Raw genomic sequence first — 26326 nt, forward strand, 5'->3', positions numbered from 1 at the left:
TAACCCTCCTGATACTGGAAGCAAAGACAACTTGACCGGTACGCTCGGCAAAGCCATCTCTCTGCTTGAGATGGTGGTGATGGCGCAAGAACCGCCGCGTTTTACGGATCTTCTGAAACAATCCGGGCAGCCGCGGGGCACATTGCACAGGCAATTGTCTCATTTGGTGGAGGAGGGGCTTCTTGAGCAAAACAGCGATCAATCCTATAGCGCTGGAATTAGGCTGCTGAAATTCGCAGCCAAAGCTTGGAGTGGAAGCGATCTGCGCACGGTTGCTGCGCCTCACTTGCGTGATCTGCATGAAAAGACCGGTGAATCCGTACATCTTGGCGTCGTCCGCGGGTCTGAGATCATCTATCTCGACAAGATCGACGGTAAGCATGCCGTCAGGATGTACTCGCAAATCGGCCGCACCTCGCCGCTCTACTGCACCGGTGTCGGCAAGGCGGCCCTGTCACTCTTTGCGCAGGACGAGTTGCTCAAAACCATCAAGGCTCTGTCGCTGACGTCGTTCACACCAAACACCATGACCAGCGAGGTGGCCCTGCTGGAAAATATCCAGACGATACGCGAGCGTGGTTATGGCTTTGATCTTGAAGAGCACGAACAGGGCATTCAATGCATTGCCGTACCGATCGAAGCGAACAGGCCGGGGCTCTATGCCGCGATCTCTGTGACCGGGCCAGCTTACCGATTGACACGCGAGCGACTGGAAGGCTGGGCCCCGTTCGTGACAGACATTGCAAGACGAATTTCTAACGATGCTGCGCTGCGTCTTGCGCCCTCTCCCTGAGGTGGAAATTTGCGCATCTCTAAAAAGAGTTACAACTCTACCCAGGTTATGTACGCTCGCTTACCAACTTTCGTTTGCGTTAAATCTGTATTTGGCTAACTATATTACTCATGTTTCTCTTTTTACGTTTTTCTTAATTTAGTCCATTGTAAAGATCATTGGGAATGTCTGTCGCTGAACCAGAAAAATTTTCTCCTATGGGGGCAGACAGCGTCTCCGAGTTGGCCTGTCTGGAAAGTCAGTACGACATCTTCCGTTTCATGAAGCGCGTGACGGAAAGCTGGGGTATGAAAGCGTTCATGGTGATGAATCTGCCGCTTCAGATGTCACTGACGCTGTCGCAATGCACTGTCATCACCAGTTGGCCAGCTGATCTGCTTCAGCAATATGATAATGACGGACTCTTGATTGATAGCAACGTCTATAGCGCGCTGAAGAAGGCGAGCGCGCCATTCGTCGTCAACCAGGACTTCATCAGCCACGGCTTGCGGCCAGTCGTGGCGGACAAGTCCAAGAGCCTGTTTGCCCGCTTCGAGATGATGAATTCTGTATGGTGCCCGGTGCAGGATATGACGGGCACGCGCGGCGCGGTGTCTCTCTCGGGGAGCAGGTCGTCCTTTTCTCCCTCCGAGGTCGCGGAAATCTTCTACCTATCCGCACATGTCTACGGACATCTTGCCCATGTTCGCAGCCTCGACTCACGAATCAGTGAGACGTTGACCGACCGCGAGATCGACTGCCTAAACTGGACGGCGGCGGGAAAAACAAGTGCCGAGATCGCCGATATCCTCACGCTTTCCGAGCATACGGTCAATCATTACCTCAATCGCGCGACAAAAAAGCTCGATACGGTCAATCGGACGCAGGCTGTCGCAAAGGCTTTGCGCGTGGGCCTGATAAAATAGGGATTTTTTCTTTTTCCTGTTGTTATCCGGGATAGTGTGAGTGATCCTCCTACTCTCGGCAAAGAGGAGACTGATTTGGCAGGAACACGGCGCTTCAGGGCAGCGTTTTCTCCTACCGTAGACTGCGCCATTCTCGTCGCAGCATTTGAAAAGGGTTTTGCCGCCGACGAAGGCGTCGCCCTTGAACTGATCAGAATGAACGGCCCGCGTGACATTCTCGACGCATGGTCGTCTGCTGAACTTGATGGCGCGCATCTGTCCGTGTCGTTACCGGTGGCCCTCTCATTGCCATCGGCTGAAGTCGAAGCGGATCTCATCATTCCCTTCATTCTCGCGACCGGTGGCTCCACGCTGGTGGTCAGCTCTCTGCTATATGATGATCTGGTCGAGCAGGGTATGAAAATCCCGGATCCCGGATCGGTAGCCCGAGCGCTTTCGCGCGTCGCTCTGGCGCGTCAAAAGGCTGATCTGCCGCCCCTCATATTCGCCACGGAGCACCCCTCTGCGACATCGACCTATGAGCTTCTTTATCTCATCGCCAGCACGCGCCTGATTGGCAAGCACGACGTGACACTCCTGGAAGCGGCGCCCGCTGAGATGCCCGGCCTGCTACAAAAGGGTAGCATCGACGGCTTCTATGCGGGTGAGCCCTATGGAAGCTTGGTCGCGATGGAAGAAGAAGGCCGGATCGTCACGACCAAATCCCACATCTGGCAAAACGGGCCCGAAAAGGGTCTTGCCGTTTCGAAGCAATGGGCGGCGACAAACGAACAGACGCTGCACGCGATCCTGCGCGCCTTCTACCGCGCGGGCGAATGGTGTGCGTCTGTCGCTAACAGAGAGGAACTGGCTGATCTTCTGGCCGCGCCTGCCTATCTTTCCTGTGACGTCGAGCACATTCTTGCCTCGCTATCCGGTTTCATCCCACATTCACCCGCCCGGTTGTTGGAATGCCATGACTTCTTCTGCGTAAGTGCGAACGCGGTGAACTTCCCCTGGCAAAGCCAGGCTCTTTGGTTCTTCAACCAGATGCTCCGCTGGAACGAATGCCCGCCTCATATCGCCGCCGCTGAGAGCGTTCGAGAAGGCGCTGCCGAAGTCTTCCGACCGGACATATTCCGCAAGGCCGTAAAGCCGATCTTCGCGCCTGTGCCGGCGGCGAACATGAAGCTGGAAGGAACGCTTCATACGAGGGTGTATGTGGGCGCCGATCGAGCACCGCTTCTCCTTGGGCCGGATACCTTCTTCGATGGGCAAGTCTTTGATCCAGAGAGCTTTGCCACAAGTCACGAAAGCTGATGATGCTCTCTCGTGAGATCCAATTCGGAGCAAACCGGGCCCGGTCCCCTTATAACGCATGCCGATTTGCGCGCCGGGACGTTTCTCTGTTAAACCCGATACTCTGATATTGGCGAATGGCGTGGGCTCCCTTATCTAACCCTTGCTGAAGCGGATGGGGGTTGGGCATGGCACAGGCAGATAAAAGACAGATCGAGCAGGCTCTCGATCAGGTGATCTATCCAGGCAGCGACAAGAGCATCGTCGCACTCGGTATGGTCTCGGAAATCTTTCTGAGCGATTCAAAGGTCTATTTCTCCCTCACTGTGCCCGCGGATCGCGCCAAGGAGCTGGAGCCTCTGCGGCTTGCGGCCGAGAAGGCGACACTTGCCGTTCCGGGTGTCAAGGCAGCTGTGGTGGCTTTGACCGCCAATAGCAGGCCGGGCAGCGCCTCCAATACCACGACGCCGAAGGCACCACCGACAGCACCGAGGACTGCGCTGCAGCAGCAGGCGAAGGCTGGCGTTCCGGGAATCGGATCGATCATCGCGGTCGCCTCCGGCAAAGGCGGTGTGGGCAAATCCACAACCGCCGTCAACCTCGCTTTGGGTTTGCAGGCGCTGGGTTTACGCGTTGGCGTTCTCGACGCCGATATTTACGGCCCGTCTGTTCCTCGGCTGCTCGGCATATCGGGTCGCCCGAAGCAGGGCGAGGGCCGCACCATCATGCCGATGGAAAATTACGGCCTAAAAGTCATGTCCATGGGTTTCCTGGTGGATGATGAAGCGGCCATGATCTGGCGCGGTCCCATGGTGCAATCGGCACTGATGCAGATGCTGCGCGAAGTCGTCTGGGGAGAGCTGGACGTTCTGGTTCTCGATATGCCGCCCGGAACAGGCGACGTGCAGTTGACAATTGCCCAGCAAGTCCCGCTGGCAGGCGCGGTGATCGTCTCCACGCCGCAGGATCTGGCACTCATCGATGCGCGCAAGGGCATCACCATGTTTCGCAAGGTTGAGGTGCCGCTTCTCGGCGTCATTGAGAATATGAGCTATTTCATCGCGCCGGATACCGGCAAGCGCTATGACATTTTTGGCCATGGCGGTGCGCAGGCTGAGGCTGAGCGTATCGGTGTACCATTCCTGGGTGCTGTGCCTCTGACAATGTCGATCCGAGAAATGTCGGATGCCGGGACACCGATCGTCGTCTCCGAACCGGATGGCCCGCAGGCGCAATCCTACAGGGAGATTGCACAAAAGGTGTGGACAGAGATTGGAAGAGGCACCGCCCGCACGGCGCCAAAGATCATATTTGAATAGAAAGCTTTGAAAATATTACGGAAAACCCGCTGGGATCGATGCATTGACTGCATATCTATCGAGCACCGGAGGCAGGTCAGAAAGATTTGCACCGAGTAAGAAGGGGGACAATAGCTTGTTTTGAATGCCTTTTTCTTAAAGCTAGCTGTTCCGGAGGTCGGGTAGCCTGACGCCTTAGACGAAAATACCCCTTGATTCTTTACCCTGTTGGGAGCATAGCCCGGCGCCGTTTGAACCGCAGTCTTGCTCATGCGTTTGCGAACGCTACGCATGATGTGTTAGATCGACCAGCCGATGACAGTTGGCGCCGCGGACCGGAGAACCTGATTGATAAAAGCCTATCGCTCGAATTGCGAGGCGATCAGCCTGTCTGCTGACGGGGAGCTTACGCATTTATCCGACGACATCGTCTGGATCGATCTCATTAATCCCCACCGCGACGAGGAAAAGCGTGTTGAAGCCCTGCTTGGTACAGAGCTTCCGACGCGTGAGGATCTGAAAGACATCGAGCCTTCCAGCCGTCTCTATACGGAGGACAATAATGTCTTCATGACGGCATCGCTCGTCTGGAAGGCAGATTCTTCCGATCCGCAACTGACCGATGTCGCTTTTATCCTTGTCGGCAACCGGCTGGTGACCATCCGCTACGCGGAGCCGAAGTCTTTCAATCTGTTCATCGCTGCCATTGCCCGCACGCCGCATGAGATCCGCAGCGGTGCGGCGCTGCTTTTGAAGCTGCTCGAAACCATCGTCGACCGCACGGCCGAGATCATCGAGAACACCGTCGTCGGTATCGACCATGTGGCGAAGGGTATCTTCGGTGGCGAGGCGCGCAGCAAGCGCAAGGCGCCCCGTTATCTCGAAGACAAGATTTCCGAGATCGCTTCATTCCATCGCCTTGTCTCGAAAGTGCGCGACAGTCTGACCTCGCTTGCCCGTGTCCAGTCTTTCCTGCAGGCGACGGCGCTGGTTCAGGAGGACAAGGATGCGAAGGAAATGGGCGGCTCGATCGCGCGCGACATCCATTCGCTGTCCGAGCACGTATCCTATATTTCCGGCAATCTGACCTTTCTGCTGGATGCATCGCTTGGCATCATCAATGTCGAGCAAAACGCGATCATCAAGATTTTCTCCATCGCATCGGTCGTCTTTCTGCCGCCGACGCTGGTGGCCTCCATTTACGGAATGAACTTTGCGCACATGCCGGAATTGCAATGGGCCTATGGCTATCCGCTTGCAGTCTTCGTCATGCTGATATCGGCGATCATCCCGTTTATCGTTTTTCGCTGGAAGGGCTGGCTCTAGAGGGCCAGGATTCATATGCCTAATCCGTTTGAAAAAGACATGCTCGACAAGCCTGAAGTGAAGGACAACCACCAGCAAGGGCTGTTTGCCGCCATGCTCGGCTCTATTGGCGTTGTGTACGGCGATATCGGCACAAGCCCTCTTTATGCGTTCAGAGAAGCGCTGAAGCCGATCTCCCAGGACGGGCTGACCGAAGCCGAAGTCATCGGCCTTATTTCACTGATGATTTGGTCGCTCACTATCATTGTCACGATCAAATACATCTGTTTTCTGCTGCGGGCGGACAATGATGGCGAAGGCGGAACGCTCTCGCTGCTGGCTTTGCTGATGAAGAGAGCAGGCGCGCGACGCAATTTCCTCATCATGCTGGGCCTGATCGGTGCGGCTCTCTTCCTGGGCGACGCGATGATTACGCCGGCGCTTTCGGTCCTTTCCGCCGTGGAAGGCCTGAAGCTCGTGACCCCGCAAATGGATGAATTCATCATTCCGATCTCGCTCGTCATTCTGGTCGGTCTCTTTGCCATCCAGTCGCATGGCACGGAGATCGTCGCCAAGTTCTTTGGCCCGATCACAGCAGTCTGGTTCATCGTGATGGGCTTTGTCGGGCTCCTGCATATCTCTGACGACTTCAGGATCCTCTATTCCTTCAATCCGATCCATGCGGTCGAGTTTCTGATGAATGAGGGTTTTTATGGCCTTGTGGTGCTCGGTGCGGTGTTTCTGACCATTACGGGTGCCGAAGCGCTTTATGCCGATCTTGGCCATTTTGGACGCAAGCCCATCCAGTGGGCCTGGTTCGCGCTGGTCTTTCCCGCACTCACCCTCAATTATCTCGGCCAAGGCGCACTGGTTCTGAAGGACCAGTCCACCATGTCGAACCCCTTCTATTTGATGTTCCCGCAATGGGCGCTGCTGCCGGCGGTTATCCTTGCGACGGCTGCCACCATCATTGCCAGCCAGGCAGTGATCACGGGTGCCTTCTCGATGGTGCGCCAGGCGATCAACCTCGGCTACCTGCCGCGCATGGAAATCCTCTTCACCTCCGAGACCAACACCGGACAAATCTATCTGCCGTCCGTCAACACGGTGCTACTCATTGGTGTCGTCGCCCTGGTGTTCACTTTCAAGAGTTCCGACGCGCTCGCTACCGCCTATGGTATCTCCGTTACCGGCGCGATGGTCGTGACCAGCCTGTTGTTCTTCCAGTTTGCCCGCAGCCAATGGAAATGGTCGCTGCCCCTCACGCTCCTGGTCGTTCTGCCCTTTATCACGCTTGAACTGATTTTCCTCGGCGCCAACCTCTTGAAAATCCATGACGGTGGCTACGTGCCGGTCCTGCTGGCAATTGCCTTTACCGTCATTATGATGACGTGGCAGCGCGGCTCCAAGATACTCTTTGCCAAGACTCGGAGAACCGACGTGCCGCTGAAGGCTTTCGTCGCCTCTGTGGAGAAGGAAAGTGCGCATGCGCCGGTGCGTATTCCCGGCACGGCGATCTTCCTGACCGGCGATCCTGAGACGGCACCCGCCGCATTGCTGCATAACCTCAAACACAACCACGTTCTGCACGACAAGAACGTCATCCTGACGATCCGCACGGAGGATACGCCGCGCGTTCACACGGACAAACGCTACACCATGACCAAGATCAGTGAGCGCTTCGTCGTGGTCGAATTGCATTTCGGCTTCATGGAAACCCAGAACGTCACCCAGGCACTCGGCTATCTGCGCCGCACCGGCTACAAGTTCGATATCATGTCGACCTCCTTCTATCTGGGACGTCGAAAACTGGTGCCGGATTCGAAATCGGCCATGCCTGGCTGGCAAAACCGGTTGTTCATCGCTCTGGCGGAAAATGCGGCTGACCCATCCGATTATTTCCGCCTTCCGACAAACCGCGTCGTCGAACTCGGCTCACACGTGGTCATCTGAGCTTCCAATACAATGTTTTAGCAACGCGTCGCTCTCCTCTCCAAGAGCGGCGCGTTTTAGTATCTGGTCACACATTAATGTGAGGTGGCTTTCAAAGGTGCATCGTTAACCAAGCATCAAGGTTAATGAGAGATTATCCGGCTGTGTAGCAAGTTGTTTGCGTGTGTCCGGAGTCATGGTTTTGCGTTCAAGAAAAGTATCGCGTCGCGGGCCCCTCATTGCCTATGAGAAGTGGACCTCGCCTGTTGTCTTTGGCCTCGTGGCCTGGCTTGCCTTCCCCTCCCTTGCAGCCCGCGCGGATCTCGCTTCGCTTCTTGCTGGTCTCGATGCCGGCGGCGAACAGTGGCGCATGGTGCTGACCAACTCCCCAGCGGGTTCTGTTCACAACGCGTCTCTGGCTTTCAATGATGCGAGCGATACCGCGGCCATCACCGGCGCAGGCATGACGCTTCCCGATGGCCGTAAAGTTGCCTTCATCACCAAAAAGGGTGGCCATGAGACGACGCCCGATAGTGAGCGTGTCAATCGCGCCGCCAAGAAGGGCAGGGTGATGGCCACCGAAGTGATGCAGCCGCCGAAAGCCTTTACTGCCGGCTCGGTTCTTCAACGCACAAGCATGATCGATATCGAGCCGCTCAAGCGCAAGGATCGAACCGCCTTCGTCAAGCCGAAGAAGAGCAAAGAGATCGAACTTGCCTCCTTCTATTTCCGCCGCGATGAGAGGAAGGCCGATAAAACCGTGTCGCCAATGCTGGCGGGTCTGGTCACCAACCGCACCCCGGATGTACTGGCCACGGCCTACGCCCCGGCGGAGCCGGACTTCGCCCGCGAGTCACCCTTCGACGCCATCCTGAAAAAGCCGGATACCGGACGTTTCATCCCACCAATCTCCCCGGATGATCACGCCTGGGCGGCGACGCCGCTGCCGGCAGAAGCCTTTTCGGCTGCGGAGCAACAGTGCCTGGCCTCCGGCATCTACTTCGAAGCCCGCGGCGAATCCATCAAGGGGCAAGCGGCCGTCGCTCAGGTCATTCTCAACCGCGTGCGCAACCCCGCCTATCCGAAAACCATCTGCGGCGTGGTCTATCAGAACAAGGATTGGCGTAACCGCTGCCAGTTCTCCTTCGCCTGCGACAACATCAAGGACCGCGTCAATTCCGAGCGGCACTGGAAGATGGCGCGCGAAGTTGCCATGGCAACGACAGCCGGCAAGATCTGGCTGAGTGAAGTGGGCTCTGCTACCCATTATCACGCCATCTATGTCCGACCCGCCTGGGGCAAATCCATGAAGAAGGTCGGCAGGATCGGGTTGCACGTCTTCTACCGGACCTATGGCGGCGGCTGGAGCTAGAGCGTTACCATTTAACAAGGAAGCGCTGTCACGATCACGCGGATTTGCCTGCAAAACCCGTGTCAAAAATGCCGATTCCATCGGCAAACCGTGCCAAGATTCCGTGTTTGTCGACCAAGCGATTGATTTTAATCAGAAAATTTGTGCTGAAACAAGCGCCGACGGTGCCTTGACTAGCGAAGTCCCTAAAACTATGTTGCGCGCGACTTCAGAGCGGGCTGGAACAGGCTAAAAGCCCTGCCGTTTACAACTCCAAAGGGTTCTGGCAACGCTGGAACGGAGCGAAAAGGGCAGGATTTTAAAATGACCGGCAACCGTAACGATAGTCTGGATGAGCGCCGCAAGCGCCTTGCCGAGGGATTGGCCAAGGTTCATGCGGACGATGAGGCGGAGAGGCGGACGGAGCAGAACGCGGAGGAGAGCCGGAAAGGCTTTGCGATGGCGATCAAGCTCTCTTCGGAATTCATTTCCGCCATCATTGTCGGCGCGATGCTGGGTCATCTTCTGGACTATTTTGCTGGCACGTCGCCGTGGGGGATGATCGTTCTTCTTCTTCTCGGTTTTTGTGCAGGCGTATTGAATGTTCTGCGGTCTGCGGGGATGGTGGCAAAGCCGCCGCTTCTTCAGGATGGGCTGGGGAAAGATCAGGGTGGGGAGAAAAACGGCTGATGCCGTTCTTTCCATGAAATATAGATGCGAGGTGCCGCGGTTCTGCGGCAACAGGTAAAGAGGGCAGCCGGTGGCAAACGATCCGACTCATCAGTTCTTGGTGCAGCCGATTATCCCGATCAATATCGGTGGCGTTGATTTTTCGTTCACCAATGCGTCGCTTTTCATGGTTGCTACAGTCGCTGCGGCGTCGGGCTTCCTTTATTTCGCAACGTCGAACCGCGGACTGATCCCGGGCCGCGTGCAGTCCGTTGCCGAAATGTCCTACGAATTCATCGCGTCGATGCTTCGTGAAGGTGCGGGCAAGAAGGGGATGGTCTTCTTCCCCTTCGTCTTCTCGCTCTTCATGTTCGTTCTGACTGCCAACCTTCTCGGCATGTTCCCGTATTTCTTCACGGTAACGAGCCAGATCATCGTGACCTTTGCACTGTCGTGCCTCGTCATCGGAACGGTCATCGTCTACGGTTTCTACAAGCACGGCCTGCACTTCCTCGGCATCTTCGCTCCTTCGGGCGTTCCTGCCGTTCTCTTGCCGCTTGTGTCGGCCATCGAGGTCATTTCCTTTCTCTCGCGTCCGATCAGCCTCTCTGTTCGTCTTTTCGCGAACATGCTGGCAGGTCACATCACGCTGAAGGTATTCGCAGGTTTCGTCGCTTCAATGAGCGCGCTTGGCGCGATCGGTGTCGGCGGAGCGATCCTGCCTCTCCTCATGACGGTCGCCATGACCGCTCTCGAATTTCTCGTCGCCTTCTTGCAGGCATATGTCTTCGCGGTACTGACATGCATGTACCTGAATGACGCCGTGCATGGTGGTCACTGAGAAGTAAAGTCGCTGGCCCCGGAACCGGGTGTCAAAAAACAGCCGCAACAACCATTTCAAGGAGCTTAATATGGAAGCGGAAGCAGCAAAGTACATCGGCGCAGGTCTCGCATGCCTCGGCATGGCTGGTACGTCCCTCGCTCTCGGCCGTATCTTCGGCGATTTCCTCTCCGGCGCACTGCGCAACCCGTCTGCCGCTGACAGCCAGTTCGGCCGTCTGGTATTCGGCTTCGCCGTTACGGAAGCTCTGGGCATCTTCTCGCTGCTCGTTGCTCTCCTTCTCCTGTTCGCTGTCTAATAACGGCATCAGGTTTGGATCACGGCTCGCAAACGGCGTGCCGTGATCCTTCGCATTTGCAGTACCCCTGGAGGTGAGCATGTTCGTGACCGAGGCTCTTGCCCAGTCAGCAGCGCCGTCAACCGGAACGACGACGGAAACACCCGCTGTCGGCCAGACGGCCCCGGAAGCAACGCATACGGAAACCGGAGTGGCGCATGACGCCGGTCACGGATCCGGCGTATTTCCGCCTTTCGATTCGTCGACCTACGCATCCCAGCTTTTGTGGCTGGCGATCTCGTTCGGCATTTTCTACGTGCTCATGAAGAAAGTCATCGTGCCGCGTGTCGGTGGCATCCTTGAGGATCGTCATGGCCGTATCGCACAGGATCTCGATGAAGCCTCCCGGCTGAAGTCTGAGGCTGACGCTGCGATCGAAACCTACGAAAAAGAACTTGCTGCAGCACGCGCCAAGGCTGGATCCATCGCATCCGCCGCTCGCGACGCTGCAAAGGCCAAGGCTAATGCGGACCGCGCCGCGGTCGAAGCGGAACTGGCTGAGAAGCTTTCTGCTGCCGAAGCGCGTATCGCGTCCATCAAGCAGCAAGCATTGGCCGATGTCGGCACGATTGCCGAAGAAACCGCGACTGCCGTCGTCGATCAGCTGATCGGCCTGAAGGTCAAGGAAACCGATGCCAAGGCAGCCGTTGCTGCGGTATCCGACGTGAAGGGGGCTTGAGATGGCGTTTGACGCAACATTCTACGCACTCGTAGGTCTCATTCTCTTCTTCGTGCTGATTGCCTACCTCAAGGTTCCGGGCATGTTGGCAAGCTCACTCGATGAGCGCGCCAAGAACATCACCGAAGAACTGGCGGAAGCCAAGCGGCTGCGTGAAGAAGCCCAGCACCTGCTGGCTGAGTATCAGCGCAAGCGGAAGGAAGCGGAAGCGGATGCAGCGAACATCGTTGCCGCGGCTGAACGCGAAGCTGCAGCGCTGACGGCGGAAGCCAAGGCAAAAACGGAAGAGTTTGTCGCTCGCCGTACCGCGCTTTCCGAGCAGAAGATCAAGCAGGCTGAAACAGATGCGATCGGCGCTGTTCGCTCCGCGGCAGTCGACATTGCGATTGCAGCGTCGGAGAAGCTGATTGCCGAAAAGACGACGGCTGCTGCCAAGGGCAAACTGATCAAATCTGCTATCGGTGAAGTCAAGTCGCGCTTGAACTAAGCTCTGTAAGATCTGATCGCATTGAATAGTAGAAACCCCTTCCGGTAGTCACCGGGAGGGGTTTTTTTGTTGTTCTATTCTGGAGACCGGGAACCGCATGCAGCGTCACCTTTGAGGTGCGGGATAGAAGCGGTGAGCCATGTCGTGAGCTGGAAAACATCCCGAAATGGCCATCGCGCCGCGTTGTAGGACATGTTGAGACGCCGACGCCCAGGGCTTCACATGCTTTACGATGTAGAAGCCCGCGTTTATTTTGGAAGACTAGGTGAGATGTCGTTTAAATCGAAAGTATCAGTCGGTTATTGTTTCCCGCGGGGGTAGTCGCTTTACAAGAGAAATCGTCGAAATGAACGCGCTGTTGCTCATTAATTTTCGTATCCGCAATGAGTCTGTTGGGATGGCGGAAAAATATAAAGAACTACTATTTCAATGAGTATTTTAATTAAATATAAATAATATCTAATAATATTTGGTTATAATTTTCGTAGATGGCGCTATGAAATAACACTGCTCGCGTCGATGAGCATAACTCGAATAAACCTCGAACGACACGGTTCTACCACCAAGATTACTTCCACAGATTTATTTGAGGATGATGCTATGAAATTATCGATCGGCAAGGTTCTGGCTGCTCTGTCTGGAGTCATGATTCTTGTGGCGGGTGTGCAAGGCATCTCCTCAATCATATCCATGTCGCAGATCGAAGATGGGATCGGTGTGATTGTCCGGGAGCGGGTGTCCGGTTTTATCGTGATTGGCGCCATCAATGCCGACATTGGAAGCATCAGAAATGCACAGAGCGCAATTGTTATTGCGGATCCGGACGCACGAGCCAATTTTCAGGCCGACTTGGCGAAGGCTGAAGGTGCGCTTGCGGCGAGGGTGAAGGAGTATCAGGAATATCTCGTTGATGATGCGGACAAGCAGAACTTTGAGAACTTCAACGCGCGCTGGGCTGTGGCCGAAAGCAAGTGGACACAAGTGCAGGCCCTCGTCGATGCCAACAAGATTGATGAGGCGAGATCGATGTTCGCCGGTGGTGCGCTGACTGCCTACAATCAAGCGAAGAGCACACTTCAAGACGCAGTCAACGACATTGAGGCGGATGTGCGCCGTGAGGGTAATGTCACCGTCTCGACGGCTGGCTCCGCGATCACGCTCAACTACATCGCGCTTGCGCTTGCGCTGACGATCGGCCTTGGCGCGGCGGTCTTTGGCAATCGTTACATCGCACGGCCGCTCGTGCAGATGACGGGCGTCATGCGCAAGTTGTCTTTGGGTGATACGCAGATCGATATCCCAGGGCGTCGCCGCAAGGACGAAATCGGCTCCATGGCGGATGCCGTAGAGGTCTTTCGTCAAAGCGCGATCGAGAACAAGCGCCTTGAGGCCGAGGCTGAGCAGAACCGCTCGCGCGCCGAGGCTGAACGTCTGGAGGCCCAGCGAAAGGCCGAGGCTGACGCCGAGGAGCGGCTGCGTGTGGCAACATACGGCCTTGCATCGGGACTTCGCCGCCTTGCTTCAGGCGATCTGGCGTTCCGCCTTAACGAGAAATTTGCGCCTGATTTCGAGCCGCTCAGAAATGACTTCAATCAGTCGATCCAGCAGCTTGGAAATACGCTCATGGAAATTTCGCGCGCCATTGAGACGATGAACAGCGGAACCCGGGAAATTGCCGAAGGGTCGTCCGATCTTTCCCGGCGCACCGAGCAGCAGGCCGCAACCCTGGAACAGACGGCGGCGGCGCTGGATGAAATTACCGTCAACGTTGCGAACTCCACCAAACGTGCCCAGGAGGCGACAGGTGCTGCGAGCGAGGCCAACCGCGCCGCAAAGGTCTCCGGTGATGTCGTTGCAGCGGCTGTGGATGCCATGCAGCGCATTGAACAATCCTCGGGCCAGATTTCCAATATCATTGTGGTGATCGACGAGATTGCCTTTCAGACCAATCTGCTGGCGCTAAATGCGGGTGTTGAAGCCGCGCGTGCTGGTGAAGCGGGCAAGGGCTTCGCCGTTGTTGCGCAGGAAGTGCGCGAACTGGCGCAACGCTCAGCGAGGGCGGCGAAGGAAATCAAGGAACTGATCGGTAAGTCGTCGCATGAGGTGGAGAATGGTGTGAAGCTGGTCCAGCAGACCGGTGAGGCACTCAAAGCAATCAGTCACCATGTCGAAGCTGTCAATGAGCATATGGGCGCGATTGCCACCTCATCCCAAGAGCAGGCGACCGGTCTCACGGAAGTCAATACAGCCGTCAACCAGATGGACCAAACGACGCAGCAGAATGCAGCATTGGTGGAGGAAACCACCACTGCAACCTCGGCACTGGCGACAGAAAGCGACAGACTCCGTGCGCTGCTGGAGCGGTTCAAGCTGGCCGATCATGCGCAGCGCGATGATGGTCGTGCTAGCGATATGCGGCTTGCCGGCTAATGGGTGGAACCTTGCTCTCCTATCGACGTAGCAGAAGTTCCAGGTTTTAAGCCACGTCTGCTTCGGCAGCGTCCTGACGAAGCGGCCGAAAGCTCATTCGATGAAGGGAACACGCGCCATGGGCCTCGATGGCGCGAAGATGCACAGGCGTCCCGTAACCCGCATGAAGCTCGAAGCCATAGGCGGTGTGCACCGTCCCGGCACGCTCCATCATCCGGTCTCTTGTGACTTTGGCGATAATCGATGCGGCGGCAATCGACAGGGATCGCGCGTCACCCTTGATCACAGCCTTCGCTTCACAAGACATGCCGGGCGGTTGATCGCGCCCATCAGCCAATACCAGTCGAGGCGAAAGCTCAAGGCCAAGAACAGCGCGGCGCATGGCATCGAGGCTGGCGCGGAGGATATTGATCCGGTCTATCAGAACAGGCCCGGATGACGCGACCGAGACGATCGACGTTTCCACGATCTTCGTGAACAGCACTTCCCGTTTCGCCTTGGTCAGCTTCTTTGAATCATCGAGACCATCTGGGATATTGTCGGGGTCAAGAATGACGGCGGCGGCAACGACGGGGCCGGCCAGAGGCCCGCGTCCAGCCTCATCCGTCCCTGCCACGGGCCAAAGGCCTCGCTGGCGGGCTTCTAGCTCCATGCTGAAGTCGGGGCTCGCCGGAGCAAGATCGAACAGGGCAGGAGAATCGGATGCTGTGCGTCGCTTCATGCGGCGGAAACTTGCACAGACACCCGATCTCCCGCAAGCCCCCGGTGCGGCGATAGACAACCCGTAGGGCGTGGTTGTCATCCGTGGCGCGAGAGGCCAGGATCGTTTTCTTATAGGGCGGAGGAAAACGAGAAATCGCACGCGAGGCGGCGGAACCGGGGGCAATGCCGGTGCGTCAGGGACGCGCACCGAACATTTCTTCAAGAGTGACTTAGTAGCCGTGGTCTTTACGCAATAATCTAGAGACGCTTGGAAACCGATGTCATAAGGCGGAGTTGGCGTGGCCGAGCGTTTCCATCCTTCAAAGCAAGGAAAGTTGGACGCCGGCACCGCCGGGCGGAGCAAAGAGATCATCACGCAGCTGGATACCCCTGCGAATGAGACCGAGCCTTTTGGTCGCCATCTCGAAGCGGCGGCTGATCTGCCAGGCATAGGGACCTGCACCCTTCATGCGCTTGCCAAACTCCGCATCATAATCCTTCCCGTCGCGCATGGAGCGTACCAGCGACATGACATGACGGTAGCGGTCCGGGTAATTACGCAGCAACCAGTCGCGGAACAGCGGGCTAACCTCGAGTGGCAGGCGCAGCAGCACATAAGAGGCTTCCATAGCCCCGGCGGCTTTGCCAGCCTCTAGCACACGCTCGATCTCATGATCGTTCAGTGCGGGGATGACAGGAGCCATCATGACGGCCACTGGTATCCCGGCTTCCGTCAGCGTTTTGACTGCCTCCAACCTTTTCGATGGCGTCGAGGCGCGTGGCTCCATGCTGCGGGCCAGCTTGCGATCGAGCGTCGTCACCGAGATGCCGACTTTGACGAGGCCCTTCTTCGCCATGGGCGCCAGAATATCGATATCGCGCGTGATCAGCGCCGATTTCGTGACAATGGCGACCGGATGTTCCGCCTTGGCCAGCACCTCAAGGATCTGATGCATGATCCGCCATTCCTTCTCGATCGGCTGGTAGGGATCGGTATTGGTGCCGATCGCAATCACCCGCGCCTTGTAGCCAGGCTTGGCAAGCTCGCGCTCCAGAAGTTTGGCGGCATCCGGCTTGGCAAAGAGCTTCGCTTCAAAATCGATCCCGGCCGAAAGTCCCATATAGCTATGCGTTGGCCGGGCGAAGCAATAGATGCAGCCATGCTCGCAGCCGCGATAGGGATTGATCGACCGGTCGAAGGGAATGTCGGGCGATTCGTTGCGGGTGATGATGGTGCGCGGCTTTTCCACCTGCACATCCGTCTTGAACTCCGGGAGTTCTTCGATAATGTCCCAGCCATCGTTAAAGGCTTCATGCTGTAACGTTTCGAAACGACCGCCAGGATTGATGCCTGCACCTCTGCCGCGACGACGATCGATTTCGATCCTGAGACCGGAGTCATCTGCCAGAGCATTGGCAATATCCGGCGTATGGCCCGGCTGATAGGCAGCCTGCCCCGAAAGCACTTGGTGTCTCATCTGATGCTCCTGACCGGCCAGCGCCAGCGAATTGGATGAGCAAATATCTAATGCACAAATGAGAACAATACAAGAACAAAAATTGGGGCAGTGAGATCGTCGTGTAGTGAGGAGGCGATGAAGGTCTGCTTTATGGGATCCGGAGCAAGCGAGAAGGGAAAGATTTTTGAGCGACCAGCGCGTTTGGAAAGGTGATTTGGGCTCGCGCGCCTTACCCCTTTTGAGTCTACACACTGTGCTTTCCGAAAATCGGTTCCGATTTTCCGGCCGATGCTGTAGCGATGCTATAGAGACTTTATTGATCGGAACGCACCGCAAGTGACAAAGAGATGCTGACAGTCATCATGGAATGCCACAACAACGAACCAGCGCTAGCACACACGCTTTCGGCGCTGGTCACGGGCGCCGTGAAGGGTCTGATCAGCGATGTCATCATTCTCGACCACGCCTCGCAGGATGGCTCGGCGCGGGTTGCAGAGGCTGCCGGTTGCCGCTTCCATCAGAGCTGGAAGATCGACGATGTCATTCAGTCGATCCGCGGCGATTGGATTTTGCTGATCGAGCCGGGCAGCCGTCCGCAGGGTGGCTGGATCGAGGATGTTCTCGAATACATGGCGTTGAATGAGCGACCGGCGCAGTTCTCGCCATCACGCTATTATAAGAAACCCTTCCTTGAGCGAATGCTTCGGCGCGGTCCACCTCTGGAGTTTGGCCTCTTGCTGCGCAAGCGGGATGCAATCGAACTCGCAAAATCCGGCCTGCCGCTGAAGGAGTTTTCAAAAACGCAGAAGCCTCTCAGATTAACGGCGGAGTTGGTGCCGGCTTGGGCGCTCAGTCCTGTGCGGTAGAGCGTCCTTTTGGACCCAATAAGGACACTCTATCTCTTTGAAGCTACGTATCGTGCTTTTCCGAAAATCGATTTCGATTTTCGGACCGATGCTGTTGGCATCAGCCCTTTGTGCGGCGCAGGTGCTCGTCCAGCCGTGGCATGATTTCCACGAAGTTGCAGGGCATGTGGCGATAATCCAGCTGCGCTTTCAAAATCCCGTCCCAAGCATCCTTGCAAGCGCCAGGTGAGCCCGGCAGAACGAAGATGAAGGTCGTATTGGCAAGCCCCGCGGTGGCGCGCGATTGAATGGTGGAGGTGCCGATCTTGTCGTAGGAAATGCGGTGGAACACCTCGGAGAAGCCGTCCATGTGCTTGTCGAAGAGTGGCTCCAGAGCTTCCGGCGTCACGTCGCGGCCGGTAAAGCCCGTGCCGCCCGTGGTGATGACGACGTCGATTTGATCCGACAACGTCCAGTCACGTACCTTCTCACGAATGACAGCGATGTCGTCGGGGACGATCGCGCGATCCACCAGATGGTGGCCAGCCTCCTCGATTCGGGCTGCGAGCGTGTTGCCGGATTTGTCGTCCGCCAATGTGCGGGTGTCCGATACGGTCAAAACGGCGATGCCGACCGGAATGAATTGCCGCTCTCCACCCGTCTTCATCTGGCTCATAACACTCTCCCTGCAATTGACATTGTTTCCTGAACATACCATCCGGGTTTCCGTTCCCGAAGCCTTGCCGCTGCTGCCTCTGCTTTTTGTAGGGAGGAAAAAATGCCAAAGCATGTGGCGCCGGAACCGGACATGCGTGCGAGATCCGCGCCCTCCGAACGAAGCATCGCCAACACATCGTTGATCTCAGGCAAAAGCGAGATGGCGGGGAGCTGCAAATCGTTTCTGAGCCCGTCCATTGTCGGAAGCCAGGACTCGCCTTCATCATCAGGCGGAGCGGGAAGAGGTTCGTTCTGCTTGTGCGCCAGCAAGCGGAAAATCTGCGGCGTCGAAACACCCTTCAGCGGGTTCACCAGCACCAGCGCCAATTGCGGGAACTGAGTAAGAAGCGTGAGCTCTTCACCGATCCCCTGCGCGATCAGCGGCTTGCTGGCAAGGCACATTGGTACGTCGGCCCCAAGCGTGAGTGCGATTCCGCTCAGGTCCTCGTCGCCGATGTCCAATTGCCAATGGTGGATCAAGCCGCGCAAGGCGGCAGCGGCGTCGGCCGATCCGCCACCGATTCCCGATGCGACTGGCAGGTTCTTTTCGAGTTGAATAGCGACCGGTGTTGTCGCGATGTCGCGTTGCCGCGCATGGCTGCGCAGAAGATCGCGCGCCTTCAGCACAAGATTGTTGCTCGCGCCCGACTGAAGAAGGTCCGAGGCGAAACGCCCGGATATGGAAAAGCTATCTTCGTCAGCATGGCGAATGCGAATGACATCGCCTGCTTCGGTAAAGGTCACCAGCATGTCGAGGAGGTGATAACCATCCTCCCTTTGCCCCGTCACATGCAGGGCAAGGTTGATCTTCGCCGGAGCGGCCTCGACAGTTTCGACCGCCCCCTTGCCATCAGCCGGGCCCATCAGACGTCAGGATTTTTTGTCCGGGGCAGGGGCGGGCGGTGCAGGTGGCGGCGGCGCCTGATCCTTCTTTGCGGTGTTTTCCGCATCCTTCTCCAGCGGCGGCAGGCCGTTGGCGATCTTTTCCTTCACCTTCGCCTTGTCCACATCGTCGCTATCGCCGATCAGCGCGCGGTTCCACTGGTACACGGCCTCCAGCTTGCGGCCGACGCGCCAATAGGCATCACCCAGATGGTCATTGATGGTAGGGTCACCGGCGCGAAGCTCGATGGCGCGTTCCAGTTCGGTCACGGCCTCATCGAAAGCGCCAAGACGATAATGCGCCCAGCCAAGCGAATCGACGATGTAGCCGTCATTCGGGCGAAGCTCCACCGCACGGCGGATCATCTCGATGCCTTGGTCGAGATTCATGTTCTTATCGACCCAGGAATAACCGAGATAGTTCAGGACCTGTGGCTGCTCAGGGTTGAGCTCCAGTGCCCGCTTGAAGTTCGGTTCGGCCTTGTCCCATTGCTTCAGACGCTCATAGGCAATGCCCCGCTGGAAGAAGATCGTCCAATCTGACTTCTTCGGGACAGCGCCGATCACCTCGGCAGCCTTGTCGTAATTGGCAGCCATGGCGGCATAATCCTTGGCATCAGACAGGACGGCGCCATAGGCGAGGTAGGAGCGGATGTCGTCAGGATCGGATTCGAGCAGCGCCTTCAGATGCTGGCGCGCCTCATCCACCTTGCCGGTCTGCGCCAGTGTCAGGCCAAGCTGCAGCTCGGAAATGCGGTGCATCGGCGAATCGGCCGGCACCTCGCGATAGAATTCGATGGCGCGCTCCGCCTGCTTCTGCGCCTCGGCCAAGCCACCAAGCAGAATGAGCGTATCGGCGCTCTTCGGATCGAGCGCACGCGACGCCTGGAGATAGAGCGTGACGATTTCTTCCGCACCTTCGCGGTTCAGCGCACCGGCAATCGAAAACATTACCGAGGCAGCACCTTCAACCGCGGTCTGAACCTGCTGGTCGGGCTTCTCGCCCTTTTCGATGCTTTGGCGCAGCGCCTTCAACGGCGCATAATTCGGAGCAAAACCGTCGCCGACGGCAATCGTGTCTAGCGCTTTCTGCTTGTTGCCCGCTTTCGCCTCCAACCGGGCCAGCGCCATCACAGCGCGCATATAGGTGTCCGTCGCGGTCGCCCCGCCTTCACGGTCGGCCACCGCTTCGCTCAGGCTCTTGCGGGCCGCGTCCGTGTTGCCGGTCACCAGCGCAATGGCGCCCGCATTGTACTTCTGGAAGATCGAGAACCAGCCCGGACCCTTCATGCCATTGACCATGGCGAGCGCTTCCTTGCTCTTTCCGGCACCGGCGCGCGCCCATGCAGCAAGAAGCGTATTGACCATGCGGTCCAGATCGTTCGGGCCGCTATATTTCAGGATTTTTTCGGCGGAGGAGAATTCCTTGTGCTTGATCGCCGCAAGCGCACGCACGATCGTCGTTACGCGCTCGACCGAGCTGTCGTCCTTCAGGCTGTCCGCGATCTTCGCGCCAGCCTCGAAGTCGCCGCTCAACAGTTGTGCGATCATCAGGCGCTGGCGAATTTCGGTATTGGCGGGATCGAAATCCAACGCCTTCTGATAGAGGGTGATGGCGGTCGCATAATCCTGGTCGACATCGGCGGTGCGGGCAGCCAGAAATGCGCCGGAGAAGGTGGTAACTCGACCTGGATCGAACTTGACGGCCTCTTCCGCCTTATCGGCGGGCTTCGTCTCCGCGAGCGCGGCAGAGCCTGCGCCAAGCGTGAGTGCGGCAATGAAAGCCGCGCTGCCGAAAAGACGAAATGCTGGATTGCGCCGCATGAAGGAACCCTTGCTTGTGTGCTTCCGCACTGAAAAATCAGCTTCAAACTCAACAGCGCTGGGCAAAATATCTGCCCATAATGACTGCAAAGCTTGAGATAGACACGCCATCGGAAACCGGAATCGGTTCAGAAAGCCATGCATCACGTCATGATAGAATGGCTTTTTTGAAGCAGGCCTGCAACAAAATCTGCTGGTCTTCTTCCTTCCGTCGACCGTTTCCTTTTTGACGAAAAGCTCGACCGACCGTCAGTTGACGCGCTCGATGCAGAAGTCGATCACTTCCATCAGTGCATCCTTCCACGGGCTGTTCGGCAGCGGTGCCAGCGCATCGCGCGCGATCGTGCCATAGTGGTTGGCGCGAGAGATCGTGTCCGTCAAACCATTATATTTCTTGATAAGACCCAGCGCGATCTCGAGATTTTCATCCGTGCTCTCGCCGTTCTCGATCGCGCGCTTCCAGAACGCCCGCTCATCGGTCGTGCCCCGGCGATAGGACAGGATGACCGGAAGGGTGATCTTGCCCTCACGGAAATCGTCGCCGGTGTTCTTGCCGAGATCGGCGGATTTGCCGCCATAGTCCAGCACGTCGTCCACCAGCTGGAAGGCGAGGCCGAGATTCATGCCGTAGGATTTCAGCGCACCGCGCGTCGCCTTGTCCGTCTTGGCAACGATCGGGCCGACTTCGGCAGCGGCCGCAAACAGCGCCGCGGTCTTGGCGCGGATAACCTGGAGATAGTCGTCTTCCGTCGTCTCCATGTTCTTGGCGACGGACAGCTGCAGCACCTCGCCTTCGGCAATCACGGAAGCGGCGGTGGAGAGCACGTCCAGCGCATCCAGCGAGCCGACATCCACCATCATGCGGAAGGCTTGACCCAGCAGGAAGTCGCCGACCAACACGCTCGCCTGATTGCCCCAGATGGTGCGTGCCGTGGACTTGCCGCGACGCAGATCGCTCTCATCCACCACGTCGTCATGCAGGAGTGTTGCGGTGTGCATGAACTCGACGCTGGTCGCGAGCTTGATATGGTGGTCGCCGTCATAACCGAACATGGAGGCGGAGGCGAGCGTCAGCATCGGGCGCAGCCGCTTGCCACCGGAAGAGATCAGGTGGTTTGCCACTTCCGGGATCATCTGCACATCCGACCCCGCCTTGGAGAGGATCAGTTGGTTGACGCGTTCCATGTCCGGACGGGTCAGATCGACAAGCGGCTTGACGGATGCGAGTTTGTTTTTGCTTTCTTCAAGCGGTATGACGACGCCCAACGGAACGGACTCCTATTCGATTTCGGTTTTGACAATAGAAAGCGACGATGGTGGCGGCAAGTGTGGAATCGCCTCATGACCTTCAAAAATATGGGAATGTGGAAACTCATTGATGCGTGAATTGATCCGAACAAACGACGCTGTCCTGCTTTCTTTTGCAGAGAGCCTGATGAAAGATGCCGGCATTCATTGCCTCATTGCCGATCAGGGCATGAGCATTCTGGAGGGTTCGCTTGGGCTTCTGCCGCGCCGTTTTCTCGTGGAGGATGACAGGTCCGAGCAGGCGCGTCGCATCCTGATCGATGCGGGTCTTGCCGACGAGTTGCGAGACGAGGCCTGATCGACGATGACGTCGGAGACCATCGACGCATTCCACCGGGGTCGGTTTCATCTCGTCCAGCCGAAGGGCAGGGGACACAGGGCAGGCATGGATGCCATGTTGCTCGCCTCCCTCGTGGCCGATGACAGACCCTGCCGCGTGGCCGATCTTGGCGCTGGCGCAGGTGCAGCCGGATTTGCCGTTGCTGCTCGCTTGGAAAAGGCCGAAGTCACGCTTTTCGAATTTGCGTCCGAGATGGTCGATTTCGCCACACGCAGCATTGCGCTCCCGGAAAACGCACACCTTGCGGATCGCCTTACAGTCCGTCAGGCGGATGTGACGTTGCGGGCCAATGCCCGCGCCGAAGCCGGTCTCATCGATGACCATTTCGATCACGTCATCATGAACCCGCCTTACAATGATGCCGGCGATCGCAAGACACCCGATGCCTTGAAGGCGCAGGCCCATGCCATGACGGACGATCTTTTCGAGCATTGGATCAGAACGGCAGGCGCGATCATGGTGCCAGGCGGGCAGCTCTCCCTGATCGCCCGGCCCCAATCGGTGGCCGACATCATCTCGGCATGTGGCCGCCGTTTTGGCGGGATGGAGATTACCCTTATCCATCCCAGACGAGGAGAAGACGCCGTCCGAATGCTCGTGACGGCGATCAAGGGTTCACGCGCGCGTCTCACCTTTCGCGCGCCGTTGATTATGCATGAAGAGGGCAGTCACGCCTTTTCCGCGTTTGTCGATGATCTGAACAACGGACGAGCCGCTTATCGACGCAACGATAAACGCATGCGTATCCTCGGCTGAAGTCGACCACTGGAAACGCTATCCGGCAAAACGAATTTCCAAGGCCGCCATTGCGTTTGTGAGCGCGATACATACATCCCTCTTCAAGATGAACGACCGAGAGGATAAGATGGCCGGGTTTTTGAAGCGCATTGTGCCGAAGCGATTTCGCAAGCAGGAATTGGTGGTCCCGGTCGTGCGCATGCACGGCGCGATCATGGCAGGCGGCAGCCAGCTTCGCCCCGCTCTCAACCTTGCAGGCTATGCGCCGTTGCTCGACAAGGCTTTCGGCATGAAGGATGCGCCGGTCGTCGCCATCTCGCTGAATTCTCCTGGCGGCTCGCCGGTTCAGTCGCGGATGATCTACAACCGCATCCGTCAGCTGGCGGAAGAGAAGGACAAGAAGGTCTTGATCTTCGTCGAGGATGTCGCAGCTTCCGGCGGCTACATGATTGCGCTCGCAGGCGACGAGATCATTGCTGATCCAACCTCCATCGTCGGCTCCATCGGTGTCGTCTCCAGCGGCTTCGGCTTTCCCGAAATGCTGCGCAAAATCGGCGTCGAACGTCGCGTCTATACGTCAGGCGAGAACAAGGCGATCCTCGATCCCTTCCAGCCGGAAAAGGAAGGCGATATCGAGTATCTGAAGTCACTCCAGTCTGAAATCCACAACGTCTTCATCGACATGGTCAAGCTTCGCCGTGGCGCGAAGCTAAAAGACGATCCGGCTCTGTTCTCCGGCCTCTTCTGGACAGGCATGCGTGGCGTCGATCTCGGCCTCGTCGATGGGCTGGGTGACATGAAGGACGTGCTGCGCAGGCGCTATGGCGAGAAGGTGAAGATGCAACTGATCAGCGGTGCAAGAAACCTGTTCGGCAAGAAGGTGCCGGGCGTCGATCTTTGCGCACAGGCAATCGCCGCTTCCGCCGCGTCGGGACTTGCAGAGGTCGCCGAAGAAAAGGCATTGTGGGCGCGATACGGATTGTGATGGACGCGATTTAAATGGCCCAATTGATAACGCTCGCCCTGCTCGTGATCGGGGCGATCATCCTCTATCGCCGCTTTGTCACGGACGCTGAGAAGCTGTCTGCCAAGTCGAAGCGGCAGGAAAAGGAGCGCCAAACGGGCGCAACCGGCACCTTGGTCAAGGACCCGACGACAGGCGAATACCGTGTCAAGAGAGAAGACGAGGTTTAAGCGTGGCGCGGTTCGCTGGCCGCGATGATTGATATACTTGCTCATCGTCAGAAGTACTCCACGAAGAACCGACAAGCGTGAGGGCGCAACGGCGGCTACCAGCCGCCACCACCACCGCCGCCACCACCAGAGCCGGAAAAGCCGCCTCCTGAGAAACTCGATGATGAAGACTGTGGAATCGTCGCCGAAATAGTTGACGCCACGGAGGATGAGAACGCGCCGATCCAGTCGCTGGGGCCTTTCACGAGACCGTAGTACCAGCCCGGCACATAGTTTTCGGAATCCTCTGTCGCTTTTGAAAACCACCTCTCGAATGCCTCGGTCCAAGGTTCCTCGACATTGAGCGCCACTGCATAGGGCAGCAGCGTTTCAAAATGCTGCGGCGACATTGTCGGCGCCCCTTGCATGTTCATCCGGTCTTTCTCCGCGACACGCAGATAGAGACGCAGACCTTCGATCTCATCCATGACTTTGCGACCGAGCGGCGTCGGTGCCTCCATCAAGGAGAAAAAAAGCATGTTGATGAGGACAATAAGGCCGGCCGCTCCAAGGCCAATCAAGTTCGGCTCACGAGTGATCTCGAACCAGACGGTGCCGACGATGTATGCGCCGTATGCGATAATTCCGTATGCGAGCAGAGATAACAACACGATCCCGCCAAGCTTGTTTTTAAGCGATGCTCTCGGATGCAGGAGCTTCCGGACCCAAATCACCAATGATGTGATCTTCACACATCCGTATGCGACGATTAGGAACGCCCCTATATCGTCTGGATGTTTGGAAAAATAGATCGTTCCAATCACGAAGACGGCGCTGAGAAGAAACCCAACTAGGACATAGACGTCGTTGCTTCTGAAATACCTGTCGCGGTGTTCCTTTTCAACAGCAGTGAAAAACCGCTCTCCCATTTTCTCAACCGCCTCGCCATTGTCCTCGTTAATGGTGAAGCCATGTCCGGGTGGCCCGATGGTCGTGAGCAGTGTTTTCTGGCCGACTGGCAGACGGTCCTCGATTTGTCTATGCGTGCGATGCAACATCACGGCTTCGTCCAGATTCTCGATCTCAAGATAGCCTTTGACGGCAAGATCGAGCGCGCTGGCGGAAACGGCCGTCCAGCCATCTTCTTCGAAACCCTGATGGTCGATATAGTTCATCAGCCCGGGTGAGACACCCTCAGGCGGGTGCCATCGCGGCACTACGATGCCCGCAGCAGGATCACGGCCAACCGCACGCCACGCCTGGAAGTAATAGACAAGCACGACCAGCAGACCGACGCACCCTATGATCATCGTGTTATGATCGCGTATCCACCATTCACTTTGTAGAGCAGTCGAGGGCGTAACAAGCACACCCTTTGGTAGCTTCACCGCCACCGTCATCCCTTCGCCCTTGCTGAAGGGGCGGGTTGAAGTGAGGATCGTTTTATTGCCCTCTACGCGGACGTTTGCGTCCTTGCCCACTGCGCCAGGCGGGCCGGTGAAAAATGCGGTCTCGCTCGGACTTGTGCCTTCCGGCAACAGGATGGTGGCAGAAACATCCCGCATCGGAAAGTCCCAGCCAGTGCCTGTCACGTTCCAGGTCAATTCGTCATAGGTATCGAAGTGGCGGATTTGTCTGTCCGTCGCGTAGGTGATTTGAAAGACATGATCGCCCTTCGTCAGCAGGCGATCGGCGTCGCCGACATAGATGCGAGTACCGCCATCGATCCATTTCGTATCCCAATATTCCACAGCACCGTCACGCTTCACCGAAACGATGTTGAACCCCACCTTGGTGAGCTTACCGTCACCATCCAAAGTGTAGAGCGGGAAATCCCGATAGATGCCGTGCTTGATCCGATCCCCTTCCGCCCGGGCCTTGATGGTTTCGGTCACGGTCAGTTCGCCATTTTTGGCGATGGAGATCGTGGAATCATAGGAGAGGATGAATTCTTCGGCAGAGGCCGGCAGCATCGTGGCCAAGAAGAAAAAGAGCGCAAGAAATCTGGCAAAAGTGGTCGTCACGGAAAGTC

The 26326-nt window shown here is 57.2% G+C and carries 24 protein-coding genes and 1 pseudogene; 18 read left to right on the top strand and 7 right to left on the bottom strand.

The genetic code is table 11. The features are described from left to right. The first annotated feature begins 31 nt into the window (after positions 1-31). The 13 genes and pseudogenes from QE435_RS16960 to QE435_RS17020 all read left to right on the top strand — a co-directional run bounded on the left by QE435_RS16960 (position 32) and on the right by QE435_RS17020 (position 14305). Entirely contained in the window at positions 32-793 is a 762-nt protein-coding gene (locus QE435_RS16960; RefSeq protein ID WP_349042079.1) for an IclR family transcriptional regulator, read from the top strand. A gap of 164 nt (positions 794-957) precedes the next feature. Further along, on the top strand, positions 958-1698 hold the full coding sequence (locus tag QE435_RS16965; protein WP_306931286.1) for a LuxR C-terminal-related transcriptional regulator: 741 nt from the start codon (positions 958-960) through the stop codon (positions 1696-1698). A gap of 75 nt (positions 1699-1773) precedes the next feature. Then, positions 1774-2997, top strand: coding sequence for an ABC transporter substrate-binding protein (locus QE435_RS16970; RefSeq protein WP_349042080.1), 1224 nt, complete (start codon positions 1774-1776; stop codon positions 2995-2997). 167 nt (positions 2998-3164) lie between these two features. Next, on the top strand, positions 3165-4295 hold the full coding sequence (gene apbC, locus QE435_RS16975) for an iron-sulfur cluster carrier protein ApbC (RefSeq protein ID WP_349042081.1): 1131 nt from the start codon (positions 3165-3167) through the stop codon (positions 4293-4295). 327 nt (positions 4296-4622) lie between these two features. After that, positions 4623-5600 (top strand): magnesium/cobalt transporter CorA, encoded by a 978-nt coding sequence (corA, locus tag QE435_RS16980; protein ID WP_306931292.1) that lies wholly within the window; start codon positions 4623-4625, stop codon positions 5598-5600. Between the two features lie 96 nt (positions 5601-5696). Continuing rightward, a pseudogene (locus tag QE435_RS16985) lies at positions 5697-7532 on the top strand (potassium transporter Kup); the annotation flags it as partial. Positions 7533-7707: 175 nt separating this feature from the next. Further along, complete coding sequence (locus QE435_RS16990) at positions 7708-8883, top strand: cell wall hydrolase (protein WP_349042082.1); 1176 nt, start codon at positions 7708-7710, stop codon at positions 8881-8883. Positions 8884-9186: 303 nt separating this feature from the next. After that, entirely contained in the window at positions 9187-9552 is a 366-nt protein-coding gene (locus QE435_RS16995; protein WP_349042083.1) for an AtpZ/AtpI family protein, read from the top strand. A gap of 70 nt (positions 9553-9622) precedes the next feature. Then, complete coding sequence (locus QE435_RS17000; protein WP_306931299.1) at positions 9623-10372, top strand: F0F1 ATP synthase subunit A; 750 nt, start codon at positions 9623-9625, stop codon at positions 10370-10372. A gap of 70 nt (positions 10373-10442) precedes the next feature. After that, positions 10443-10670, top strand: coding sequence for a F0F1 ATP synthase subunit C (locus QE435_RS17005; protein ID WP_027673924.1), 228 nt, complete (start codon positions 10443-10445; stop codon positions 10668-10670). A 79-nt stretch (positions 10671-10749) separates the two neighbouring features. Beyond that, on the top strand, positions 10750-11388 hold the full coding sequence (locus tag QE435_RS17010; protein WP_349042084.1) for a F0F1 ATP synthase subunit B: 639 nt from the start codon (positions 10750-10752) through the stop codon (positions 11386-11388). A 1-nt stretch (position 11389) separates the two neighbouring features. Further along, a complete protein-coding gene (locus tag QE435_RS17015; protein ID WP_349042085.1) occupies positions 11390-11875 on the top strand; it encodes a F0F1 ATP synthase subunit B in 486 nt (161 codons plus the stop codon). Positions 11876-12475: 600 nt separating this feature from the next. Continuing rightward, the gene (locus tag QE435_RS17020; RefSeq protein ID WP_349042086.1) at positions 12476-14305 is read left to right on the top strand and encodes a methyl-accepting chemotaxis protein; all 1830 of its coding nucleotides are present in this window, start codon (positions 12476-12478) and stop codon (positions 14303-14305) included. Positions 14306-14351: 46 nt separating this feature from the next. On the opposite strand, the gene QE435_RS17025 is transcribed toward QE435_RS17020, so the two are convergent. Together QE435_RS17025 and QE435_RS17030 are read right to left on the bottom strand one after the other, a co-directional pair. Next, positions 14352-15026 (bottom strand): ribonuclease HII, encoded by a 675-nt coding sequence (locus QE435_RS17025; RefSeq protein WP_349042087.1) that lies wholly within the window; start codon positions 15024-15026, stop codon positions 14352-14354. A 301-nt stretch (positions 15027-15327) separates the two neighbouring features. Next, positions 15328-16485 carry a PA0069 family radical SAM protein gene (locus QE435_RS17030; protein ID WP_349042088.1) on the bottom strand — a complete coding sequence of 386 codons (1158 nt, stop codon included), beginning with the start codon at positions 16483-16485 and terminating at the stop codon, positions 15328-15330. A gap of 329 nt (positions 16486-16814) precedes the next feature. On the opposite strand from QE435_RS17030, the gene QE435_RS17035 reads away from it, so the two are divergent. After that, positions 16815-17333 carry a glycosyltransferase family A protein gene (locus QE435_RS17035; protein WP_349042089.1) on the top strand — a complete coding sequence of 173 codons (519 nt, stop codon included), beginning with the start codon at positions 16815-16817 and terminating at the stop codon, positions 17331-17333. Between the two features lie 100 nt (positions 17334-17433). Here the strand turns inward: QE435_RS17035 and moaB are convergent, their stop codons facing one another. The 4 genes from moaB to QE435_RS17055 form a co-directional block, all read right to left on the bottom strand. After that, complete coding sequence (gene moaB / locus QE435_RS17040; RefSeq protein ID WP_349042891.1) at positions 17434-17979, bottom strand: molybdenum cofactor biosynthesis protein B; 546 nt, start codon at positions 17977-17979, stop codon at positions 17434-17436. A gap of 5 nt (positions 17980-17984) precedes the next feature. Further along, positions 17985-18893 (bottom strand): 4-(cytidine 5'-diphospho)-2-C-methyl-D-erythritol kinase, encoded by a 909-nt coding sequence (locus tag QE435_RS17045; protein WP_349042090.1) that lies wholly within the window; start codon positions 18891-18893, stop codon positions 17985-17987. Between the two features lie 6 nt (positions 18894-18899). Then, positions 18900-20735 carry a tetratricopeptide repeat protein gene (locus QE435_RS17050; RefSeq protein WP_349042091.1) on the bottom strand — a complete coding sequence of 612 codons (1836 nt, stop codon included), beginning with the start codon at positions 20733-20735 and terminating at the stop codon, positions 18900-18902. A gap of 249 nt (positions 20736-20984) precedes the next feature. Then, positions 20985-22001 (bottom strand): polyprenyl synthetase family protein, encoded by a 1017-nt coding sequence (locus tag QE435_RS17055; RefSeq protein WP_306931334.1) that lies wholly within the window; start codon positions 21999-22001, stop codon positions 20985-20987. 112 nt (positions 22002-22113) lie between these two features. Between QE435_RS17055 and QE435_RS17060 the strand changes: the two genes are divergently transcribed. The 4 genes from QE435_RS17060 (at position 22114) to QE435_RS17075 (ending at position 24315) form a co-directional block, all read left to right on the top strand. Then, positions 22114-22341: a DUF2007 domain-containing protein gene (locus tag QE435_RS17060; protein ID WP_112358867.1), complete on the top strand. Its 228-nt coding sequence runs from the start codon at positions 22114-22116 to the stop codon at positions 22339-22341. 6 nt (positions 22342-22347) lie between these two features. Then, entirely contained in the window at positions 22348-23139 is a 792-nt protein-coding gene (locus QE435_RS17065) for a tRNA1(Val) (adenine(37)-N6)-methyltransferase (RefSeq protein ID WP_309772533.1), read from the top strand. Between the two features lie 109 nt (positions 23140-23248). Next, complete coding sequence (locus tag QE435_RS17070) at positions 23249-24106, top strand: S49 family peptidase (RefSeq protein ID WP_349042092.1); 858 nt, start codon at positions 23249-23251, stop codon at positions 24104-24106. Positions 24107-24120: 14 nt separating this feature from the next. Further along, positions 24121-24315, top strand: coding sequence for a hypothetical protein (locus QE435_RS17075; protein ID WP_062425942.1), 195 nt, complete (start codon positions 24121-24123; stop codon positions 24313-24315). A 95-nt stretch (positions 24316-24410) separates the two neighbouring features. Here the strand turns inward: QE435_RS17075 and QE435_RS17080 are convergent, their stop codons facing one another. Then, positions 24411-26318, bottom strand: coding sequence for a DUF2207 domain-containing protein (locus tag QE435_RS17080; protein ID WP_349042093.1), 1908 nt, complete (start codon positions 26316-26318; stop codon positions 24411-24413). Between the last annotated feature and the right edge of the window lie 8 nt (positions 26319-26326).

This window comes from Agrobacterium sp. SORGH_AS 787, assembly GCF_030819035.1.
GTDB lineage: Bacteria > Pseudomonadota > Alphaproteobacteria > Rhizobiales > Rhizobiaceae > Agrobacterium > Agrobacterium larrymoorei_B.

What these genes read in the sequence shown, in the direction of transcription:
- QE435_RS16965 (WP_306931286.1), top strand. Translation starts at nt 958, where the DNA reads ATGTCTGTCGCTGAACCAGAAAAATTTTCTCCTATGGGGGCAGACAGC.
- apbC (WP_349042081.1), top strand. Translation starts at nt 3,165, where the DNA reads ATGGCACAGGCAGATAAAAGACAGATCGAGCAGGCTCTCGATCAGGTG.
- QE435_RS16990 (WP_349042082.1), top strand. Translation starts at nt 7,708, where the DNA reads ATGGTTTTGCGTTCAAGAAAAGTATCGCGTCGCGGGCCCCTCATTGCC.
- QE435_RS16995 (WP_349042083.1), top strand. Translation starts at nt 9,187, where the DNA reads ATGACCGGCAACCGTAACGATAGTCTGGATGAGCGCCGCAAGCGCCTT.
- QE435_RS17005 (WP_027673924.1), top strand. Translation starts at nt 10,443, where the DNA reads ATGGAAGCGGAAGCAGCAAAGTACATCGGCGCAGGTCTCGCATGCCTC.
- QE435_RS17010 (WP_349042084.1), top strand. Translation starts at nt 10,750, where the DNA reads ATGTTCGTGACCGAGGCTCTTGCCCAGTCAGCAGCGCCGTCAACCGGA.
- QE435_RS17015 (WP_349042085.1), top strand. Translation starts at nt 11,390, where the DNA reads ATGGCGTTTGACGCAACATTCTACGCACTCGTAGGTCTCATTCTCTTC.
- QE435_RS17020 (WP_349042086.1), top strand. Translation starts at nt 12,476, where the DNA reads ATGAAATTATCGATCGGCAAGGTTCTGGCTGCTCTGTCTGGAGTCATG.
- QE435_RS17025 (WP_349042087.1), bottom strand. Translation starts at nt 15,026, where the DNA reads ATGAAGCGACGCACAGCATCCGATTCTCCTGCCCTGTTCGATCTTGCT.
- QE435_RS17030 (WP_349042088.1), bottom strand. Translation starts at nt 16,485, where the DNA reads ATGAGACACCAAGTGCTTTCGGGGCAGGCTGCCTATCAGCCGGGCCAT.
- QE435_RS17035 (WP_349042089.1), top strand. Translation starts at nt 16,815, where the DNA reads ATGCTGACAGTCATCATGGAATGCCACAACAACGAACCAGCGCTAGCA.
- moaB (WP_349042891.1), bottom strand. Translation starts at nt 17,979, where the DNA reads ATGAAGACGGGTGGAGAGCGGCAATTCATTCCGGTCGGCATCGCCGTT.
- QE435_RS17045 (WP_349042090.1), bottom strand. Translation starts at nt 18,893, where the DNA reads ATGGGCCCGGCTGATGGCAAGGGGGCGGTCGAAACTGTCGAGGCCGCT.
- QE435_RS17050 (WP_349042091.1), bottom strand. Translation starts at nt 20,735, where the DNA reads ATGCGGCGCAATCCAGCATTTCGTCTTTTCGGCAGCGCGGCTTTCATT.
- QE435_RS17060 (WP_112358867.1), top strand. Translation starts at nt 22,114, where the DNA reads ATGCGTGAATTGATCCGAACAAACGACGCTGTCCTGCTTTCTTTTGCA.
- QE435_RS17065 (WP_309772533.1), top strand. Translation starts at nt 22,348, where the DNA reads ATGACGTCGGAGACCATCGACGCATTCCACCGGGGTCGGTTTCATCTC.
- QE435_RS17070 (WP_349042092.1), top strand. Translation starts at nt 23,249, where the DNA reads ATGGCCGGGTTTTTGAAGCGCATTGTGCCGAAGCGATTTCGCAAGCAG.
- QE435_RS17075 (WP_062425942.1), top strand. Translation starts at nt 24,121, where the DNA reads ATGGCCCAATTGATAACGCTCGCCCTGCTCGTGATCGGGGCGATCATC.